Source organism: Halobacillus litoralis (assembly GCF_009856355.1).
Lineage (GTDB): Bacteria > Bacillota > Bacilli > Bacillales > Halobacillaceae > Halobacillus > Halobacillus litoralis_B.
The window spans coordinates 750,121-769,027 of record NZ_WMEW01000001.1 but is presented as its reverse complement, the minus strand read 5'-3'; the positions used below and the strand labels follow the sequence as shown (position 1 = coordinate 769,027).

The 18,907-nt window shown below is 49.0% G+C and carries 14 protein-coding genes; 9 read left to right on the top strand and 5 right to left on the bottom strand.

All coding sequences use genetic code 11. From position 1 onward, the window contains the following. Nucleotides 1-90 precede the first annotated feature (90 nt). Nucleotides 91-2,298, top strand: a complete 2,208-nt coding sequence (locus GLV97_RS03505; protein ID WP_160889006.1) for an alpha/beta fold hydrolase — start codon at nucleotides 91-93, stop codon at nucleotides 2,296-2,298. 46 nt (nucleotides 2,299-2,344) lie between these two features. On the opposite strand, the gene ahpF is transcribed toward GLV97_RS03505, so the two are convergent. Together ahpF and ahpC are read right to left on the bottom strand one after the other, a co-directional pair. Further along, complete coding sequence (gene ahpF / locus GLV97_RS03500) at nucleotides 2,345-3,880, bottom strand: alkyl hydroperoxide reductase subunit F (RefSeq protein WP_160837381.1); 1,536 nt, start codon at nucleotides 3,878-3,880, stop codon at nucleotides 2,345-2,347. A gap of 15 nt (nucleotides 3,881-3,895) precedes the next feature. After that, on the bottom strand, nucleotides 3,896-4,459 hold the full coding sequence (ahpC, locus tag GLV97_RS03495; RefSeq protein WP_160837379.1) for an alkyl hydroperoxide reductase subunit C: 564 nt from the start codon (nucleotides 4,457-4,459) through the stop codon (nucleotides 3,896-3,898). Nucleotides 4,460-4,883: 424 nt separating this feature from the next. Here ahpC and GLV97_RS03490 point away from each other — a divergent pair, with 424 nt between their 5' ends. Together GLV97_RS03490 and GLV97_RS03485 are read left to right on the top strand one after the other, a co-directional pair. Continuing rightward, nucleotides 4,884-5,462, top strand: a complete 579-nt coding sequence (locus tag GLV97_RS03490; protein ID WP_160837377.1) for a copper resistance CopC family protein — start codon at nucleotides 4,884-4,886, stop codon at nucleotides 5,460-5,462. A gap of 10 nt (nucleotides 5,463-5,472) precedes the next feature. Continuing rightward, nucleotides 5,473-6,585, top strand: coding sequence for a copper resistance D family protein (locus tag GLV97_RS03485; protein WP_160889005.1), 1,113 nt, complete (start codon nucleotides 5,473-5,475; stop codon nucleotides 6,583-6,585). A 44-nt stretch (nucleotides 6,586-6,629) separates the two neighbouring features. On the opposite strand, the gene GLV97_RS03480 is transcribed toward GLV97_RS03485, so the two are convergent. Genes GLV97_RS03480 through GLV97_RS03470 form a run of 3 tightly spaced genes read right to left on the bottom strand, consistent with a single transcriptional unit; the run spans nucleotide 6,630 to nucleotide 10,251 of the window. Further along, nucleotides 6,630-7,976: a GntP family permease gene (locus GLV97_RS03480; protein ID WP_160837374.1), complete on the bottom strand. Its 1,347-nt coding sequence runs from the start codon at nucleotides 7,974-7,976 to the stop codon at nucleotides 6,630-6,632. 18 nt (nucleotides 7,977-7,994) lie between these two features. Continuing rightward, nucleotides 7,995-9,530 carry a gluconokinase gene (gene gntK, locus GLV97_RS03475; RefSeq protein ID WP_160889004.1) on the bottom strand — a complete coding sequence of 512 codons (1,536 nt, stop codon included), beginning with the start codon at nucleotides 9,528-9,530 and terminating at the stop codon, nucleotides 7,995-7,997. Beyond that, nucleotides 9,523-10,251 (bottom strand): GntR family transcriptional regulator, encoded by a 729-nt coding sequence (locus GLV97_RS03470; RefSeq protein WP_160837370.1) that lies wholly within the window; start codon nucleotides 10,249-10,251, stop codon nucleotides 9,523-9,525. Before GLV97_RS03470 ends, gntK begins: the two co-directional genes overlap by 8 nt. 203 nt (nucleotides 10,252-10,454) lie before the next feature. On the opposite strand from GLV97_RS03470, the gene GLV97_RS03465 reads away from it, so the two are divergent. The 6 genes from GLV97_RS03465 to GLV97_RS03440 all read left to right on the top strand — a co-directional run bounded on the left by GLV97_RS03465 (nucleotide 10,455) and on the right by GLV97_RS03440 (nucleotide 18,518). Beyond that, nucleotides 10,455-11,279, top strand: a complete 825-nt coding sequence (locus GLV97_RS03465; protein WP_160837368.1) for a PRD domain-containing protein — start codon at nucleotides 10,455-10,457, stop codon at nucleotides 11,277-11,279. A gap of 208 nt (nucleotides 11,280-11,487) precedes the next feature. Further along, nucleotides 11,488-12,870 carry a sucrose-specific PTS transporter subunit IIBC gene (locus GLV97_RS03460; RefSeq protein WP_160889003.1) on the top strand — a complete coding sequence of 461 codons (1,383 nt, stop codon included), beginning with the start codon at nucleotides 11,488-11,490 and terminating at the stop codon, nucleotides 12,868-12,870. Between the two features lie 84 nt (nucleotides 12,871-12,954). Then, entirely contained in the window at nucleotides 12,955-13,908 is a 954-nt protein-coding gene (locus GLV97_RS03455; protein WP_160841032.1) for an aminoimidazole riboside kinase, read from the top strand. Between the two features lie 3 nt (nucleotides 13,909-13,911). After that, nucleotides 13,912-15,363, top strand: coding sequence for a glycoside hydrolase family 32 protein (locus GLV97_RS03450; RefSeq protein WP_423784954.1), 1,452 nt, complete (start codon nucleotides 13,912-13,914; stop codon nucleotides 15,361-15,363). A 486-nt stretch (nucleotides 15,364-15,849) separates the two neighbouring features. After that, entirely contained in the window at nucleotides 15,850-17,127 is a 1,278-nt protein-coding gene (locus tag GLV97_RS03445; RefSeq protein WP_160837360.1) for a glycoside hydrolase family 68 protein, read from the top strand. Between the two features lie 62 nt (nucleotides 17,128-17,189). Further along, on the top strand, nucleotides 17,190-18,518 hold the full coding sequence (locus tag GLV97_RS03440; protein WP_160837358.1) for a glycoside hydrolase family 68 protein: 1,329 nt from the start codon (nucleotides 17,190-17,192) through the stop codon (nucleotides 18,516-18,518). Nucleotides 18,519-18,907 lie beyond the last annotated feature (389 nt).

Below are 18,907 nucleotides of genomic sequence, written 5' to 3'. Positions count from 1 at the left end.
TTTTTTGTGTGACAAAGAGACTGAAACCTATTGAAAGTCTTTGATTTATAGATGATAATGATTATCATAATCATTATGAGGAGGATAACAGTGAAGTATTTGATGAAGCATATGCTGGTGACGATGGTCCTTTTTGGACTGGCTGATCTGGCTGTACATACGAAAACACAGGCGGAAGAACTTCCGGAACACTCGTACGTCGATTTTTCCAGTGACCGTTCTACATGGTTTTTCCGTACGGATGGGGGAGATAGGAGTACGGCCTTTTTTGATTTTTTCTCACCGTTTGATCCGACCGTAAAAGTGGAAGGCTATGATCCTTTAACTTCGTACGAATTGGAACATCGCTATTATTTCGGGGAAGATGACGCTCTCATGGTTCACATCGAGGATATGAAGAAAATGTACGACCCGTATTTCGATTACACGATGGAGGAGGATACGCTCCGAGTCCGGCACACCGCTTTTGACAAGCTGTTAACCTCCGGCATTGGTGAACGTTCTACGACGATACAGTATACGAAAAAGGTGTGGGACCTTTCGATTGATCTGTCTGAAGCAGAGGGCACCTATGATTACCGTGAGTTTCAGCCGGTGGAAGGTGGCAGGAACAAAGGCGCAGTTAAGCCGGATGAGCTGAATGAGGAGGCTGGCTTAACTGGAAAATCCTTCACACTCTCATCCGGTTCAATCGAACAGAAGGAAGAGGGGGTATATGTTCCTCTTGCATCTTTAATGGAATGGATGGGCAAAACCTCCTTTGAGGAACAAGGTTATCTAACTGTCCAATCTGAAGGTGTGGCAGACGTAACCGCTTCTGTAGACCGCCCGGATGTCGAGGTAAGTGATGTTGTCGTTCCGAAGCCGTCCAACATATGGCAGGGCGGGGAGGATGAGACATACACATGGGCGGATTATATGAAAGATGTTGAAGATGGGGAGCGTCAAACCGGCTGGCTGTGGCAGTCGTTTCATGTTGCTTCCGATGCTTCCTTCAAGGATGAAGATGGAGATCCTGTCCATGTGAAAGCTGACCGTATCGTGCCTTTTTCCCTCTACGTGCCCTCTACGTATGATCCGGAAAAGACACGGCTGACGTTTATGCTGCATGGTGGAACAGGGAATGAGCATACCCCGACCTACCGTCTGATGAAAGAGGGCATTCCTGTAGAGACCTATGCTGAAGAGTACAATTATATCCTTCTGTCTCCGAATGGTTGGACGCAGAACCCGGTTTGGCGCGAGAAGCAGGCGCTTTATTCCGTAGAGCGGTCATTGGCGGAAGCCTTGCAGCAGTTCCCTGTCCCGGATGATCATCTATTCATAACCGGGAACTCCCTGGGTGGACGCGGCACGCTGGAAATTGCGGCCCGCTTCCCTGATCGTTTCCAGGCGATGGCGGCGACAGCTCCGAAGATTACGGATCGTGCTCCCGAAGGAGGGACGATGGTGAACATTGAGGGAACGGACTATGACTTGAGTGCTGTGAAGGACCTGCCCGCGCTCATTGTCCAGGGGACCGCAGATACGACCACCTCTTTCAAGGTGCAGATTGGAAGTGGAGAATCGCCTGGATCCATCGTTTCCTCCGTCATGCCAAAGCTTGAGAATGCCCGTTACATGACAGTGGAAAACGGAGATCATTCCTACTCGTATGCCGCTGTTCTAGAACCGATTTTTGATTTCTTTGAAGACCAGCTGACCGAGGAGAATGCAGAAGCTGCTGACACGGCCGTCCTTTATAAAGAAAGTGCCCGTGCCGCAGCAAATGGAGAGCAGGTAAAGCTGGATCAGAATACAGAAGTCGTAAATGGAACGCTGATGGTTGCTCTATCCAGCGTCAAGGAACTTTATAAGGCGAGCGCGGATGTATATCCGATTCACTTGTATGACAGTGATTCGGAGCAGCCGGCAGATTACTGGACGCTTGTCGTGAACAACCAGACCATGAACATTACGCCCGGAGAGGAAGCATACCGTTTGAATATGGAGCGTTATAAAGAAGACGCTAAAGTGACCAGAAGCGGAGCCCCTAGTGATGAAGATCAGCTGGACGCTTCCCCGGTGTTCACAGAAGCCCCTTATGAGAAAAATGGCGAGCTTTATGTACCAGCGGAAGAAGTTCTGACGGCATTAGGCTTGGATGTAACCATTCGTGAGGAGAATGTATGGCAGAAGTATCGTGCTTTCTGGGGATCAGGTGCAGCAGTCATCGTTTTTGCACTCATCGGCGGCTGGGTTATCTTCAGGAAACGTTCTGCATCTAAGTCAGAATCGAATCAACGAAAGCAGGCATGAAAAAATCCCGCATCCTTTATTGGATGCGGGATTTGCTATAGAAAGATCAGTTGCGGATCAGATAATCGAATGCGCCAAGTGCTGCGTTGGCACCGTCTCCCATGGAGATGATGATCTGGTTGTGCGGGCTGTCGGTGACGTCACCGGCAGCAAACAAACCAGGAATGCTTGTGGATCCGTGTTTATCTGTAATGATTTCACCAATCTTATTCGTTTCAACATCTGTGCTGAGCCATTCCGTGTTCGGCACGAGACCGATCTGGACGAATACGCCCTCAAGGTCCACGTGCTGTTCTTCGCCGGAAGCACGGTCGATGTACGTGATGCCGTTCACATTCTCATCGCCGGTAATTTCCGTTGTCTGCGCGCCTGTCTTCACTTCGACGTTCGGAAGGCTGTGCAGACGCTCTTGAAGCACATCATCGGCTTTCAGCGTGTCTGCAAATTCAAGGACGGTGACGTTCTGCACGATACCGGCAAGGTCGATGGCTGCTTCCACGCCGGAGTTTCCTCCGCCGATGACCGCTACGTCTTTGCCTTCGAATAGAGGACCGTCACAGTGTGGACAGAAAGCGACACCTTTGTTCTTGAACTCTTCTTCTCCCGGAACGCCGGTTTCACGCCAGCGGGCACCTGTGGAAAGAATGACGGTCTTACTTTTCAGCACGCCGCCGTTATCAAGTTCAAGTTCAAACATGCCTTCATCATTTTTGCGCAGATCCTTGGCACGCTGTAGGTTCATGATATCGATATCATAGTCTTTGACGTGTTCTTCAAGGCTTGCGGCAAATTTCGGTCCTTCGGTGCTTTTCACACTGATGAAGTTTTCAATCGTCATCGTATCCAGCACCTGGCCGCCGAAGCGTTCCGCTACGATACCGGTACGGATTCCCTTACGGGCGGAGTAGATCGCTGAGCTTGCACCAGCGGGTCCCCCACCGACAACAAGAACGTCATAAGGTTCACGCTCTGTAAATTCTTCAGCGGAAGGCCCTTCACTGATTTTAGCAACGATCTCTTCAAGGCTGATGCGGCCGCCATTGAAGAATTCGCCGTTCAGGAAGGCAGATGGAACAGCCATGATGTTGCGGCTTTCTGCTTCATCTTTAAAGGCAGAACCATCGACCATTGTATGGGTGATGCCCGGGTTCAATACGCTCATGATATTCAAGGCCTGTACGACATCCGGACAGTTGTGACAGCTCAGGCTGACAAATGTCTCAAAATGAAACTCGCCCTTGATATTCTGGATTTTCTCAATCATGGTGTCATCCACTTTCGGAGCACGGCCGCTCACTTGAAGGAGGGCGAGGACGAGAGAGGTGAATTCATGACCGAGAGGAACACCGGCAAACGTAATGCCTGTTTCTTCCTGGGGACGATTGACGCTGAAGCTTGGTGTACGTTTAAGTGTTGTGTTCTGGACAGTAATTTTCGGTGACATGGATGCAAGTTCATCGGTGAGAGCCAGCATGTCACGGGAGACATTGTCGTCTCCCGCGCTGACTTTCAGTTCGATGTCACCTTCTAAAAGCTGCAGGTACTGTTCCAGTTGTGCTTTTATTTGTGCATCGAGAACCATGGATTAGGACACTCCTTAGATTTTACCTACTAGATCAAGGCTTGGTGTAAGGGTTTCTTCGCCTTCTTCCCATTTGGCAGGGCATACCTCACCCGGGTTGTTGCGAACATATTGAGCGGCTTTGATTTTGCCGATCAGGTTATCTGCATCGCGGCCGATTCCACCTGCGTTAACTTCTACCGTCTGGATAACGCCGTCTGGATCGATGATGAACGTTCCGCGGTCAGCCAGTCCGTCTTCTTCGTTAAGAACGTCGAACTGACGGGAAAGCTGCTGGGAAGGATCCCCGATCATAGCGTATTCGATTTTACCGATTTTTTCAGAGCTGTCGTGCCAGCCTTTGTGTACGAAGTGAGTATCTGTAGAAACAGAGTATACTTCTGCACCTAGTTCTTTAAGAGCTGCATAGTTGTTCTGCAGGTCTTCAAGCTCTGTAGGACATACGAAAGAGAAGTCTGCCGGGTAGAAACAAACAACGCTCCACTGACCTTTGAAGTCTTCGTTGGAAACGTCGATGAATTCACCTTGTTTGAATGCTTTCGCCTGGAATGATTGTACTTCTTTTCCGATTAGGGACATAGTAAAATTCCTCCTGTAGTAGGTAGAGATTTAACTGCAGAAAAAGGGCGCAGTTATTTATAATAATTATTATCCAGTAACTATTATTATATACATTGTTTTATTTGTCAACATTTATAGGATTTTGTCGGAATTCAGCCGGAGGACCTTTTTTAGAGCGGCTTAACAGACGGGTAGGGCATGTGGGGAATGGATCCCACAGGGAAGTGAACATGGAGATTTTGTGACAAAGGATGAGAAACTTTGACTTTGAGTGATTCTATCACATAAACTTAGCTTGATTACGGAAGTCTGTGTCAGATCGGGCGGGTGATCCATAAAGGGATGATCCCCGTTATCTCTATAGTAAAATACTCAGGCTCTAATAGCCAATCAAAAGGCTTTCATTTACTTAGTCTTAATATGGAGAAAGGATGGAAAAATTATGCATAAAATTTCAGCTGCTTTATTAGCACTGGTCGTCGTGCTTGGGTTGTTCACACCGGCAGTCCATGCTCATACATCATTGGAAAATTCGACGCCCTCTGAAGGGGAGACGGTGGAAGAACCGCTGGATACGATCGAACTGAATTTCAATACAGTCATTGAAGAGGGAAGCACGCTTGAATTATCGAAAACGGAAGGGGAGGCTCCTGCACCGGCCGATGTGACGATCTCTGATCAGACGATGACCGCCGTGTTTGATGAAGCCCTTGAAAATGGAGCGTATACGGTCCATTGGGAAATCATCGGTGCGGATGGTCATGTCATTGAAAAACAATTCAGCTTCACTGTTGATGGGGAAGATGCTGAAGAAGAAACGGAAACGACAGAAGAAGCTGTTCCTGAAGAGGAAACAGAAGCAGAGGGTGAAACCGATGCAGAACAGCCGGAAACAGACGTGGACAGCGAACAGGAGACTGAAGAGGAAAACAGTCTGCCTGTTTTCATGATCATCGTTGCTCTCCTGCTTCTGGCCGTTGTGATCGTGCTCGCCGTCAAGCTGTTCAGCAGCAGGAAGTGAGTCATGTCCAATGGGGATTCTGATTGGACTGACTGAGCTGCTTCTGTACCTTTCTTTTTCCTTATTAATGGGGGCATTGATCCTGCTGCTTGTACCGGATCATCTAAAGCCCCCGGTCCGTGTGAACCCCAAACTGATCCAGGCCTGTGCTCTTTTGGTGACGTTCGGATCTTTTCTTCCGGTGCTGCCGATTGTTGATCTGCTGTCATCTTCAAGGGGATGGGGGAGCGCCTTGATTCAGGTCATATTCGAGTTTGCGGTCGGCCGTGCCTTTTTATTGACCGCCCTGTTTTCTATGCTCCTTCTCCTTATCTGGACGTCAAAAGGTGTGAAGGAAAAAGCGGGCCTGCTTTATTTATCCTTGGGACTGGTCGCTGCGATGACGGCTTCCTATTCGATGGCTGCTCATGCGGCATCAATTGGGGGATCGGCCGGTCACGTGTTCCATACGCTGCATTTTCTCGGGGCATCGGTATGGATCGGCCTGCTCCTGATGGTGAGCTGGTACGCGGTGTCCAAGACAAACTGGGGCTCTTTTCTGCGATGGTATACGCCGACAGCTGCCACCAGTCTGATTGTCGTTTTTGCCGCCGGGTACTTCACCATGTCCGTGGATCTGTACAGCTTTGGGAACCCTGACATGAACGCATTGGAAGGCTATGCGCAGGCCCTGCCCTCCAACTATGGACAGGCCCTTCTCGTTAAGCACTTGTTTGTTATCGGCATCCTTCTCTTTGCCTTGATGAACGGTGTGTTATTCCGTAAAAAGGCGGGAGACCAGCGTTTCAATCCGCTTCCGTGGACGAAGGCGGAAAGTGGGTTTGCCCTCGGCGCTTTTGCTTTGACGGCTGCTATGGGCAGGGCTGGTACGCCAAATCAGGAGGGGACAAAAGGAGAAGAAGCTTCCTTTTTGTACCGGTCGTTTACAGGGGAAAGCGGCTCGGAACTCATCGAAGTGACGATATCGTTCGGACCGGTGAGCTGGATGCTCGGTCTGATCGGCTCGCTGTTCCTCCTGATCACTATCGCTTCCGCAGTGAAGAGGCCTTCACTTGGGATAGTGACGGCTGCCGGGAGTTTGATGATTGTATCGTTTTATTTGGCCGTCATGACGGCTGTATAAAAGGAAAACCCGTACGAGGATGAACCCTCGTACGGGTTTTTTTGTTAGACAAAGAGACTGAACAGAAGGACAAAGCCAAGGCCGGCGACGGAAATGATCGTTTCCAGAAGCGTCCACGTAGCAAAGGTCTCCTTCATCGTTAAACCGAAGTATTCCTTGAACATCCAGAACCCGGCGTCGTTGACGTGGGAGGCAATCAAGCTTCCGGCTCCTGTGGAAAGCACCATCAGTGCCAGGTTCACATCTGTCTGCCCGAGAAGCGGTGTGACAAGGCCAACCGTCGTCAACGCAGCTACGGTAGCTGAACCGAGAGAGATTCTTAGAATCGCAGCGATGATCCACGCAAGCAGCAGTGGAGACATGGAAGAGCCTTCAAACATCTGTGCCACATAATCACCGACACCGCCGTCAATCAAGACCTGCTTGAAGGCACCGCCGCCCCCGATGATCAACAGCATCATACCGATTTGGGCAATAGCGGTCGAACAGGAATCCATCACGTCCTTAACCGGGATGTTACGGGCGATCCCCATGGTGTAAACCGCCACCAGTAGGGAGATGATCATCGCTGTGGATGCGTTTCCAATTAAGTTTATAACAGAGAGAAAGCCGCCGGATTCTACACCCATGGTTTCCTGAATTAGTGTAATAATTGTAGAAATAGCAATGAGAATGACTGGCAGCATAGCTGTGAAAACACTGATACCGAAGCCTGGTGTCTCTTCAAGCTTAAAGGATTTCTGTTCGCCTAAAGAAGCGATGTTCCCCTGCTTTTTGAAGGAGTCCGGGACAATTTTCTTCGCCATTTTTGTGAAAATCGGACCAGCAAGAATGACCGTCGGGACAGCAATGATGATTCCATACAGCAGCACTTCACCAAGGTCGGCCCCGTACTCACCAGCGATAACTGTCGGGCCCGGGTGAGGCGGCAGGAAGCCGTGAGTGACGGACAGGGCGGCTGCCATCGGGATTCCCAGATACAAAATGGATACGCGCAGCTCTCTTGAAATCGCAAAAACAATCGGGATTAACAAGACAAGTCCGACTTCAAAGAACAGCGCAATTCCGATAATGAAGGAAGCAGCTACAACAGCCCACTGAATGTTCTTTTCTCCGAACTTATTGACGAAAGTCATGGCGATGCGCTGGGCACCACCGGCGTCAGTGATCAGTTTACCGAGCATAGCTCCAAGACCGAAGATCAAGGCGAGGTGGCCGAGCGTTCCGCCGAGACCGGCCTCAATGGTTGGAACAATATCCGTAAGCGGCATGCCGAGCAGGACGGCAACACCGAAGGAGACGATAATCAGGGAAACAAACGTATTCAGTTTGAGTCCCATAATCAAGATAAGTAAAGCGACGATTCCAATTGCGACCATTAATAATGGCATCGTAAACCCTCCGTTTGTTTAGTTGGTTAAGTTTCGTTGGTAATTGGCAATACTGGCGTAGTTTTCTTCCAGAGACCTGGACAGCTGGATGAACATCGGAAGCAGCTGGCGGTATTCATGGACCGCTTCTTCCTCCGGTGTATGCTTGAAGGTGCTGCCGATCATATCAGATACAATATCCAGTGAATCGGTTTTTCCTGCAGCATAGAGTCCTAGAATACAGGCTCCGAGACAGGAACTTTCATAGCTTTCAGGCACGACGACCTCGGACTCGAAAATATCAGCCATCATCTGGCGCCACACTTCCGAACGGGCAAACCCGCCGGTCGCCTGAATCCTTGTCACTGGTCCGTCCATACATTCCGTCAGGGCAAGGAAAACCGTGTACAGGTTGTAGATGACGCCTTCCAATGCAGCTCGGATCATGTGCTCTTTTTTATGGGATAGTGTCAGTCCGAAGAAGGAGCCGCGTACATCCGGATTCCAAAGCGGGGCCCGCTCTCCGGCCAGGTAAGGGTGGAAAAGCAGTCCGTCAGATCCAGGGCGGACGCCTTCTGCGATCTTCGTCAGCACTTCATATGGGTCGATGCCGAGACGTTTCGCTGTTTCTGCTTCCGATGAAGCAAATTCATCACGGATCCAGCGGAGAATCATCCCGCCATTGTTCACCGGTCCTCCGATGACCCATTGATCTTCTGTAAGCGCGTAGCAGAAGATCCGGCCTTTTTCATCGGTCTGCGGCTTGTCGATCACGGTCCGGATCGCTCCGCTTGTACCGATGGTGACAGCAATTTCTCCTTTTTTAATGGCATTGACACCAAGGTTGGAAAGCACTCCGTCACTTGCGCCAATCACAAAGGAAGTGTCAGCCTCAAGACCGGCCGCCCTGGCGTATTCTTCTTTCAACCCGGTGAATATGGTGGTCGTAGAAACGAGCTCGGAAAGCTTATCACGACCGATGCCGGCGACTTCCAAGGCTTTTTCATCCCAGTCAAGTTCCTCCAGATTCATCAATCCGGTCGCCGAAGCGATGGAATGATCGACCACATACGTGCCAAACAGCTTATGGAAGATATATTCTTTGATACCGATATATTTATAAGTTCTGGAATCGATTTCAGGGTGTTCCTGAACGAGCCATGTAATTTTGCTGAGCGGACTCATCGGATGAATCGGTGTCCCGGTTCTCCGGTAAATGCCGTGGCCGTTCCACTCAGTCTTGATTTTTTCCGACCATTTCTCACTTCGGTTGTCCGCCCACGTAATGCACGGTGTGATTGGTAAGCCATGTTCATCGACGGCAATCAGACTGTGCATCGCACTGCTGAAGGATATGAAGGAAATGGCTTTATCTTCGTGAGCCTTTTTTATTTGTGTGACCGCTTCCAAAACGGCCTGGAAAATTTCATCGGGGTCCTGCTCAGCTGTCGAGATGTCAGGTGTATGAAGGGGGTAACCGACATTGGCTTTTTCCACGACATCTCCTTTATCCGTGAACAGAACAGCTTTCGTGCTGGTGGTGCCGATATCGACACCCATCATATAGTTAGTCATCGCTCTCGACTCCTTCTGAATAGATCTGCTGGGATCTCCATAAATCTTCCACACTGCCCTGGACGTCATCGAAATTTTTATGAAGGGATTCAATCATAAGGTCACGGTCCTTCCGGCGGATCGCTTCAATGTACAATTCATGGTTATGAACGATCCGGTCAAAATCATCGTACTTTTCCTTGAAGCGCATGCGCATGGAAATGAGAATCAGACTTTCCAGGGTCGGCTTCAGGTTCTTCCAAATCATAAAAATGTGGGAATGGTCAATGGAACGGATAATCGTTTCGTGAAACAGGACATCTTCAAAGGAGAAATCGTCGGCATCTTTGTACTTGATGGCGATCTTCATCATTTCCAGTGTTTTGCTCAGTTCTTTCACAAGATCTGTCGTGTCCATTTTGACGAGCCGTTCAAATACGAATGTTTCGATTAATAGACGGACATCATAGATTTCCTGGATTTCCTTTTCGGATAGTCCAAGAACAACCGCACCCATCCGTTCAAGACGAATCAGATTTTCAGCTGCAAGCAGCTTAAGTGCCTCACGTACCGGGGAGCGGCTGACAGAGAATTCGGATGCCAGCTGGTTTTCGGACAGCTTTGAACCGCTTTCAATCAATCCAGCAATCATCCGGATGCGAAGCTCAGATGCGACGCGTTCACCGGCCGATGCTTTATTCAGCCATTTATCTGGATATAAATAAGGGATGGAATCTGTCATCGATTCACCTTCTTTGTTCAATTTCGTATACTTGTTTAACTTGTATACAAGTATTATGACATAGAATGCGGATATTGAAAACGCTTTTAACAAACTTTTTTGAAACGCTTTCTTTCAGTGCTTGTATGACGGGGCCTGAGTGTGTCATATGGGTGTGGATTCGTGGTAAACTGGTGAAAGATATTATGGACCGGAGGGGCTTTATGCGCATTTTTAAAATTTTGAACAACAACGCTGTTGTCGTGTACGACGGAGGACAGGAAAAGATTGTGATGGGGAAGGGGCTTGCCTTTCAAAAGAGGCGCAACGATATCGTCCCGAAAAATAAAATCGAAAAGATCTTCCTGCTGCGGGATCAGTCATCAGAGAAGTTCCAGCAACTGCTTTCGACTCTCCCTGAAGCTCACATAGATCTCGCTGAACGGATCATCAGCTATGCAGAAGGCCATTTGGAAGCGCCTTTGAATGACCACATTCATATTGCACTCACCGATCACCTTTCGTTTGCACTTGAACGTCTGGAGCAGGGGTTTCCGATTCACAATAAGCTTACACACGAAATCAAGTTTCTTTATAAGAAGGAATTTGAGGCGGGGATGTGGGCAAAAGAAGAAATCAGGAAAGTGATGGGTGTTGAGATTCCACCTGATGAAGTCGCGCATATCGCGCTGCATATCCATACTGCAAAAATGGACTCCCCGTCGATGGGGGAATCGCTTCAGACAGCGACGGTCCTCAGAGATATTGTTGAGAAAGTGGAAGAATGTGCGGAGATTACGATTGAAGAGACCAGCATCAATTATCAGCGCCTGGTCACCCATCTGCGCTTTGCACTCAGCCGTGTGGAGGAAGGCAGCCAGTTCGAACCGATTGACGAAGACATGCTCGAATTGATAAAAATGAAATACAGCGACGCATTCCGGACGTCTGAAGAAGTGGCGGACTTCTTGAAAGCGGAGTACAATATCGATTTTCCAGAGTCGGAAATCGCCTATATCGCCCTCCATATTCAGCGTTTAATGAAGTGATTGTTTTTAATTGAAAATGGTTGACGACAGCGTTTTCATCATATAGAATAAAAAGCGATTCAAAGTTAAATAACGCAGGATTGTTACTGCAGAAGCAGGCAAGACCTAAAATGTGTAAAGAAGCATAGGTGTATCCTTTTTTGGGACCTATCTCCATTCTTTATGCGTTTTAGGTCTTTTTTATTGGAAAAATAAAGGAGGAATCTTCATGAATCACAAAGAAGTTGCTGAACAGCTTGTCCCTCTGCTTGGTGGAAAAGAAAACATTGTCAGCGCCACTCACTGTGCCACTCGTCTCCGCCTTGTAATGGATGATGAGAGCAAAATAGATAAATCTGCCGTTGAAGAACTTGATGGGGTCAAAGGAGCGTTTTCAAGCTCCGGACAGTATCAAATCATCTTCGGAACAGGGACCGTCAACAAAGTGTTCGCCCATTTCGGCCCGCTTGTAGGTGCGTCCATGGGAGATGAGGAAGAAAAGAAAGACGCCTCGGTTTCCCATAAAGATGCAGCGAAAAGTAAAATGAACCCGTTCGCCCGCTTCGCGCGGACGCTTTCCAACATCTTCGTTCCGATCATCCCGGCGATCGTAGCTGCCGGTATGCTGATGGGGCTGCTCGGCTTAATGCGTACGTACGAATGGATGGATCCAGCAAGTGGATTGTTTGTCATGCTGGATATGTTCTCTTCAGCGTCCTTTATCATTCTGCCGATCCTGATCGGTTTCAGTGCAGCAAGGGAATTCGGAGGAAACATGTACCTCGGTGCGGTTATCGGGGGAATTATGACCCACCCGGCCCTCTTAAACCCGTGGGGACTTGCTGATGCCCAGCCGGAAACCCTTGATTTCTTCGGCTTCGGCGTTGAAATGCTCGGTTATCAGGGAACCGTTATCCCTGTGCTATTGACGGTTTACGTCATGTCCTGGCTTGAAAAGAATTTCCGTAAGATCGTTCCGAACGCGGTCGATCTTCTGCTTACACCGTTCCTGACTGTTATTTTCACCGGTTTCGTAGCGCTTCTTGTTGTAGGACCGCTCGGCCGTATGCTTGGTAATGGACTGACTACCGCTCTTGATGTGGTCTATGAAACAGCCGGTCCGATTGCCGGACTGATCTTCGGGGGCTTGTACTCCACCATCGTATTAACAGGGGTGCACCACAGCTTCCACGCCATAGAGGCGGAGCTCTTGAATAATGTCGGCGGAAACTACCTGCTTCCAATCTGGGCGATGGCCAACATTGCTCAAGGGGGAGCGACACTTGCCGTCTTCTTCAAAACACGCAACAAGAAAACGAAAGAAATCGCTCTTCCAGCTGCTATTTCCGCATTCCTTGGAATTACAGAGCCGGCGATCTTCGGTGTGAACTTGAAGCACCGCCGTCCATTTATCGGGGCAGCCATTGGTGGCGCCCTCGGTGGAGCCTACGTCGTCTTCACGAAAGTTATGGCGAACGGTATCGGCCTGACTGGTATTCCGATGTTTGCGATCGCGCAGGACCCGATCAACTACGGGATCGGCTGTCTGATCGCGGTCGGCGGTGCGGTCATTGCCACTCTTCTTCTTGGATGGAAGGAAGAAGCGAAGTAAATCCTTTTTTCAAGTCCTTACCAGCTTGTCTGGTAGGGATTTGTTTCGTATGATTCATACAAAGGTTCAAAGGAGGAATTAGTGATGAAAAATGGTGTCATCTCGCTCGGTGAAGCGTTAATCGATTTTATCCCTTTGGATAAAAACAATGTGAACTACCAGAAAAGTCCCGGAGGCGCTCCGGCCAACGTGTCGGTCGGTCTCGCAAGACTAGGGGTTCCATCTACGTTCTTAGGGAAGGTCGGCGATGATGTTCTCGGACGTTTCCTGAAGACAACCCTTGAAGATTTCGGGGTGCAGACCCATGCGATGCCTTTGACGGCTGATGTACGTACAGGTGTCGTGTTTGTAACGAACGCGGAAGACGGAGAGCGCAGCTTTGATTTTTATATCCATCCAAGTGCCGATCAGTTTTTAGAGCGTTCGGACCTTCAGGAATCCGATTTTGACACACATAAAGTGCTTCACTTCGGTTCCATCTCCATGATTGGAGATACGGTGAAAGATACAACGAAGCGGGCTGTGGAGCTTGCCAGGGAAAAGGGAATGGTGATTTCCTATGACCCCAACCTCCGCATGATGCTGTGGCCTTCTGAGGAACAGGCACGGGAAACGATCATTTCCATGCTTGGGGAAGCGGATATGCTTAAGCTTTCTGAAGAAGAGCTGGAATTCATCACAGGAGAAAAAGAAATCACGCCCGGCCTGAAAGCCCTCGAGAAGTATGAGATCCCTCTCGTTCTCATTACCATGGGCGGGGATGGGAGCTATGTTTCTACGAAAGAAGGCGTCGAGCACGTACCGGCGATGAAAGTAAAAGCGGTCGATACGACAGGGGCTGGAGATGCGTTTGTCTCCGGTATGCTTTATCAGCTGAACCGCTATGAGGGGAACATGGAGGAGCTGACGCTTGCGGAAGCTGTGAAAATGGCAGAATTCGCAGCCGTTTCCGGAGCACTGGCTGCATCGACAAAGGGAGCGATGACGGCCCTTCCGACCATTGAAGAAGTTCAAACACGCCTTCAGTCAGGAGAGTAATTGATGTCTAAAGATCAAGAACTGCGAAAGAGCGCTTATGAAGAAATCGAAAAGCATCAGTCTCTAGTAGAGAGCGATCCGTATCGTCTCCATTACCACATCATGCCTCCGGTCGGTTTGTTGAATGATCCGAACGGCTTCATTCAGTTCCAGGGCACGTACCATCTGTTTTATCAGTGGATGCCGTATAAAACCGACCACGGTGCTAAACTGTGGGGGCATTATTCGTCTGAGGACCTTGTCCACTGGACGCATGAAGAGATCGCTCTGACACCATCCGAGTGGTTTGAAAAAAACGGCTGCTATTCCGGCAGTGCCATCGAGCATGACGGAAAGCTCTACGCCTTTTACACAGGAAACGTCAAAGATGAAAAGGGAAACCGGGAATCGTACCAGTGTCTTGCAGTATCGGAAGACGGCATTCATTTTGATAAAAAAGGGCCCGTCGCCCATCTGCCTGACGGCTATACTGCCCACTTCCGCGATCCGAAAGTATGGAAGCAGGATGGCCGCTGGTTTATGGTCATCGGCGCTCAGACGGAAGATGAGAAAGGGGCTGTCGCTCTATTCACCTCAGACAACCTGATGGACTGGACCCATGCCGGTATTCTTGCCGGCGCCGGTCAGGAACCCCTTGGGGAGTTCGGGTATATGTTTGAGTGCCCGGACTTATTTGACCTGGATGGACGTGATGTGCTTGTCTTCTCACCGCAGGGACTGGAAGCAGAAGGAATGAGCTATCAAAACGTCTATCAGGCCGGTTATGTGACAGGTACCTTCGATCCCAGGCAGGGGACGTACGAACATGGAGCATTTACAGAACTGGATCATGGTTTTGACTTTTATGCCCCTCAGACGGCCCTGGATGAAAAGGGACGCCGGCTGATGTTCGGCTGGATGAGTGTACCGGATCAGAATGAGCAGGATCACCCGACGATCGCTTACAAGTGGCTGCACAACATGACGCTTCCACGGGTATTGACATGGCAGGACGGTCAGCTGTACCAACAGCCGGTTCAGGAATTGGAAGCGCTCCGTCAGGGAGAAGCGGTTGAACATCAAGTCACCCTCAGCAAAGAAAGCCGGAGCTTGGACGGTGTTGATGGGAAGGCCGTTGAACTGATGTTGAGTGATATCGACGTTGCAGAGGGCTGGATGAGTGTGGCCATCGGTGGAAATGCAAGGATTCTATATTCCAGGGGTCAACAGGTGCTCACTCTGGAACGTCAGAGCTATGTGGATGGAACCGTCGAAAAGCGGCAGGTGGAAGTACCGCAGCTTGATAGTCTGAGGATATATGTAGATACGTCCTCCATCGAAGTTTTTGCTAATGATGGTGCCTGCGTGATGACCGCCCGATTCTATCCATCTGTTCAGGACACGAGCATTCGTTTCAGCAGTTCAGCAGCTGTAAGCTTCTATCTTCGCAAATGGAACCTTGCAAAAGTTTTCTAGGTATATAGATGTGAAAAAGACAGACGGGACCCGTCTGTCTTTTTTTATGTCTTATTTCCTATCAAGCGCTTCACATTGTAATGGTTATTAACGACTTAAAAATACTGATGTGAAAGGATTTAATCGTAATTTTACTATTCTCGGAAAAGAACAAACATTCGTTGGAGTATTAGTTCTTTTTATTCATTTAACGACCATTCAAAAGGGAGTATAAAGGACGTATGAAACTGGATTTTAGAATGGTTTAAATGTAAATTTATTACACTCCATATCCCTCTTCTCCCCTATTTTTACATTTTGTGCAATCCTTTGCATAGTAGTGGGGAAATCGCTGTCATCCTTGTGAAAGATGCCTTTTCATGACTTTTGGCATAAGCGTGAATGGCAGGATTTCCGGCGTTGACCGCCCCTGTTTTACCACGTAAAGTTAAGACGTGTTCCGGAGCACACTTCATATACTTAACAATTCTGGAGGGGAAAGAAAACATGAAACGAAATCATTCGATCTTATCTAAACTGGCGCTTTCTGCTTTTATCCTGACCGGCACGTTTGCCCAGCTCCCAACAACTTCTCACGCAGCATCCACAGATGACACACCTGTGTGGTCCCGTGAAGACGCGCAGAACTTCACGTTAACAGATGAAAACACAGCCCCAAACATTGATTCCTTTACAGATGTTGCCCCGGACTACTGGATCTGGGACACATGGCCGCTTCGTAACCGTGATGGTTCCATCGCCAAGATCAACGGGTACTATGTACAATTCGCGCTGACAGCGAGCAAAGAATACACATGGGGCGGCCGCCACGATCATGCGGAAATCCGCTACTTCTATTCTAAGAACGGTAAAGATTGGGAAATGGGTACGGTCCCTTATGACACGGACAAGGCGCTTGGTTACCGCCAGTGGGCCGGCTCAGCAATGATGGAGAAAGACGGCACGATCCACTTGTTCTACACGGCTGCTGGACGTAAGGATGAAGGTCCGACATTCGAGCAGCGTCTGGCTAAGACCACATTTGAAATGGATTACGATAACAAAGAAGGTTTCCAGGTAACGAACAATGGCGACCACCAGATTCTTGCTGAAGCAGATGGCGAGTACTATGAGACACAGGAACAAAAGACCGGAAGCATTATCTATTCTTTCCGTGATCCTTGGTTCTTCCAACACCCTGAAACCGGTGAAGAATACATCATCTTCGAAGGAAATACCGGTGGCGATGAAAAGACACTCGAAGAGAAACACATTGGTGATGTAGACGAAGACGTTCCTGCCGGCGCTGAAGACTATAACGGAAATGTCGGGATTGCTAAAGCAGAAAACGAAGACCTGACAGAATTTGAATTAATGCCGCCTCTTCTTGAAGCGAATGGTGTGAACCAGCAGCTGGAACGTCCACACGTTGTCCAGAAGGGTGATGACTATTACTTGTTCACCATCTCCCACCAATTTACGTTCGCTCCAGGACTTGAAGGTCCGGATGGTCTTTACGGCTTCCACGCCAACTCCCTTTTCGGTGATTACGAGCCGATGAACGATACGGGTCTTGTTATAGCCAACCCGGCTGAAGATCCATTCCAGGCTTACTCCTGGGCCGTACTTCCGCACGGTCAGGTGATCAGCTTTGTGAACGAATACCATGATGAAAATGGAAACTTCCAGCAGGGTGGATCCTTTGCCCCAACGCTTAAACTGAAGTTGAAAGGTGATACTTCTGAAATTAAGCGTGAGATGGGTGAAGGTGAAATCCACGGGTAAGTTTTAATGAACAAAGCCGGCACGACCTGCCGGCTCCCTGTTTATAAACAAGGAGGAGAACGATGAAAACAAATACATGGATGAAACGTTCCTTTTTAGTGACGACCGCTCTTGTTTCCACGTTGGCATTTGGCAGTTCTGTTTCTGCAGAAACCAGTCAGACTTCCAACTGGACGATTGAAGATGCCTCACAGATTGAGCGCACGAAAGATACAACCGCCCCTTATATCGAGCCGGATTTTGAAAAAATGGCTCCAGAACTTCATGTTTGGGATACATGGCCGCTTCGTAACAAAGACGGCTCGGTCGCCAAAGTGAACGGCTACTACGTGATTTTCTCCCTGACGGCTCCGTCCGACCTGCTTCCAGGTAAACGACATGATGTAGCGACGATCCGCTACTTCTATTCCAAAGACGGCAAGAGCTGGAAGCTTGGCGGAGAGGCCTTTGATCCAACGGGCGCCTACGGTTCAAGGCAGTGGGCCGGCTCTGCGATGATTGAAGACGGGGAATTGAACCTGTTCTATACAGCTACAGGTCGTAAAGGGGAAGAAGGCGTCACCTATGAACAGCGTCTTGCTCTTGCTAAAGGGGAAGTGAACGCATCTTCTGAAGGCATTTCCTTCGAAAACTTCGATCACTCGATCATTCTTGAGCCTGAAGGCGAGCACTACCAGACCGAGGAGCAGGCGGCACAGGGAGACATCGGCTACACCTTCCGTGACCCATGGTTCTTTGAAGATCCGAAAACAGGGAAAGACTATATCCTGTTCGAAGGCAACTCTGCCGGAACACCAGCGGAGCGTACGCTGGATACGAACTATATCGGAAGCCGCTCTTTCCAAAAGGATTTCAGCTTTACAGATGAAGGATTTGCGAAGTTATTCAACGGGGCGATCGGAATTGCTGAAGCAACGAACGATTCCTACACCGAATATGAAGCTCTACCACCAATTCTGGAAGCAAATTACGTCAACCAGGAGCTTGAGCGTCCGCATATCGTAACCAAGGGTAATCAATACTACCTGTTCACGAATACGCATGAACATAAATTCGGACCGGACCTCGATGCACCGGACGGCCTGTACGGCTTTTCATCCGATGAGCTGACGTCCGGCTATGAGCCGCTGAACGACAGTGGGTTAGTTCTGGCCAATCCGGAAGAACACGCGTACCAATCCTACTCCTGGATGGTTCTTCCAAACGGAAAAGTGATCAGCTTCTATAACTTCCATGATCTTGATGGAAAGAACATCTCAGATCTTGGAGGAACGACTCCGGAGTATCAGATGTCCCACTTCGGTGGTACACTGGCGCCGACCATCAAGCTTGCGATCCAGAATGACAAAACCAAAGTCATCAAGGACGGCCATCCGGGGAAAATTAAATAACTTCGATTGAACCACCGGCTCTTATGAAGAGCCGGTGGTTTTTTGGATTTGATGTAAAAGTACAATTGTGAAAGATCATTTGGAAGATTTTCTCACAAGTATTCCAATTATTATTATAAATGGTAGAGTTATAGATGATTAGGGAGACCGGAGGGGTGTAGGAAAAGACTGAGCCGACGGGAAAGCTGTCCCGCTTCTGCTCGTAAGAAAAGATCAGATTCCCAAGGCTCCCTGAGGAGGCGGTCCGAAAGCGTAGGGTCCGCGATTATTTCCTTCTTGGCGGGGGATTGTCGTGGATGTCAAAGAACCTTGAACGAAAAACTGCCAATAGGGCAGGCGATTAACCTCTGATTCCTTTTGTAAAAACTCTGCAAATCCAGTAAAAATCT

Excerpts from the sequence above, each read along its gene's own strand:
- ahpF (WP_160837381.1), bottom strand. The coding sequence starts at position 3,880 with ATGGTTCTCGATGCACAAATAAAAGCACAACTGGAACAGTACCTGCAG.
- ahpC (WP_160837379.1), bottom strand. The coding sequence starts at position 4,459 with ATGTCCCTAATCGGAAAAGAAGTACAATCATTCCAGGCGAAAGCATTC.
- GLV97_RS03490 (WP_160837377.1), top strand. The coding sequence starts at position 4,884 with ATGCATAAAATTTCAGCTGCTTTATTAGCACTGGTCGTCGTGCTTGGG.
- GLV97_RS03485 (WP_160889005.1), top strand. The coding sequence starts at position 5,473 with ATGGGGATTCTGATTGGACTGACTGAGCTGCTTCTGTACCTTTCTTTT.
- GLV97_RS03480 (WP_160837374.1), bottom strand. The coding sequence starts at position 7,976 with ATGCCATTATTAATGGTCGCAATTGGAATCGTCGCTTTACTTATCTTG.
- gntK (WP_160889004.1), bottom strand. The coding sequence starts at position 9,530 with ATGACTAACTATATGATGGGTGTCGATATCGGCACCACCAGCACGAAA.
- GLV97_RS03470 (WP_160837370.1), bottom strand. The coding sequence starts at position 10,251 with ATGACAGATTCCATCCCTTATTTATATCCAGATAAATGGCTGAATAAA.
- GLV97_RS03465 (WP_160837368.1), top strand. The coding sequence starts at position 10,455 with ATGCGCATTTTTAAAATTTTGAACAACAACGCTGTTGTCGTGTACGAC.
- GLV97_RS03460 (WP_160889003.1), top strand. The coding sequence starts at position 11,488 with ATGAATCACAAAGAAGTTGCTGAACAGCTTGTCCCTCTGCTTGGTGGA.
- GLV97_RS03455 (WP_160841032.1), top strand. The coding sequence starts at position 12,955 with ATGAAAAATGGTGTCATCTCGCTCGGTGAAGCGTTAATCGATTTTATC.
- GLV97_RS03450 (WP_423784954.1), top strand. The coding sequence starts at position 13,912 with ATGTCTAAAGATCAAGAACTGCGAAAGAGCGCTTATGAAGAAATCGAA.
- GLV97_RS03445 (WP_160837360.1), top strand. The coding sequence starts at position 15,850 with ATGAAACGAAATCATTCGATCTTATCTAAACTGGCGCTTTCTGCTTTT.
- GLV97_RS03440 (WP_160837358.1), top strand. The coding sequence starts at position 17,190 with ATGAAAACAAATACATGGATGAAACGTTCCTTTTTAGTGACGACCGCT.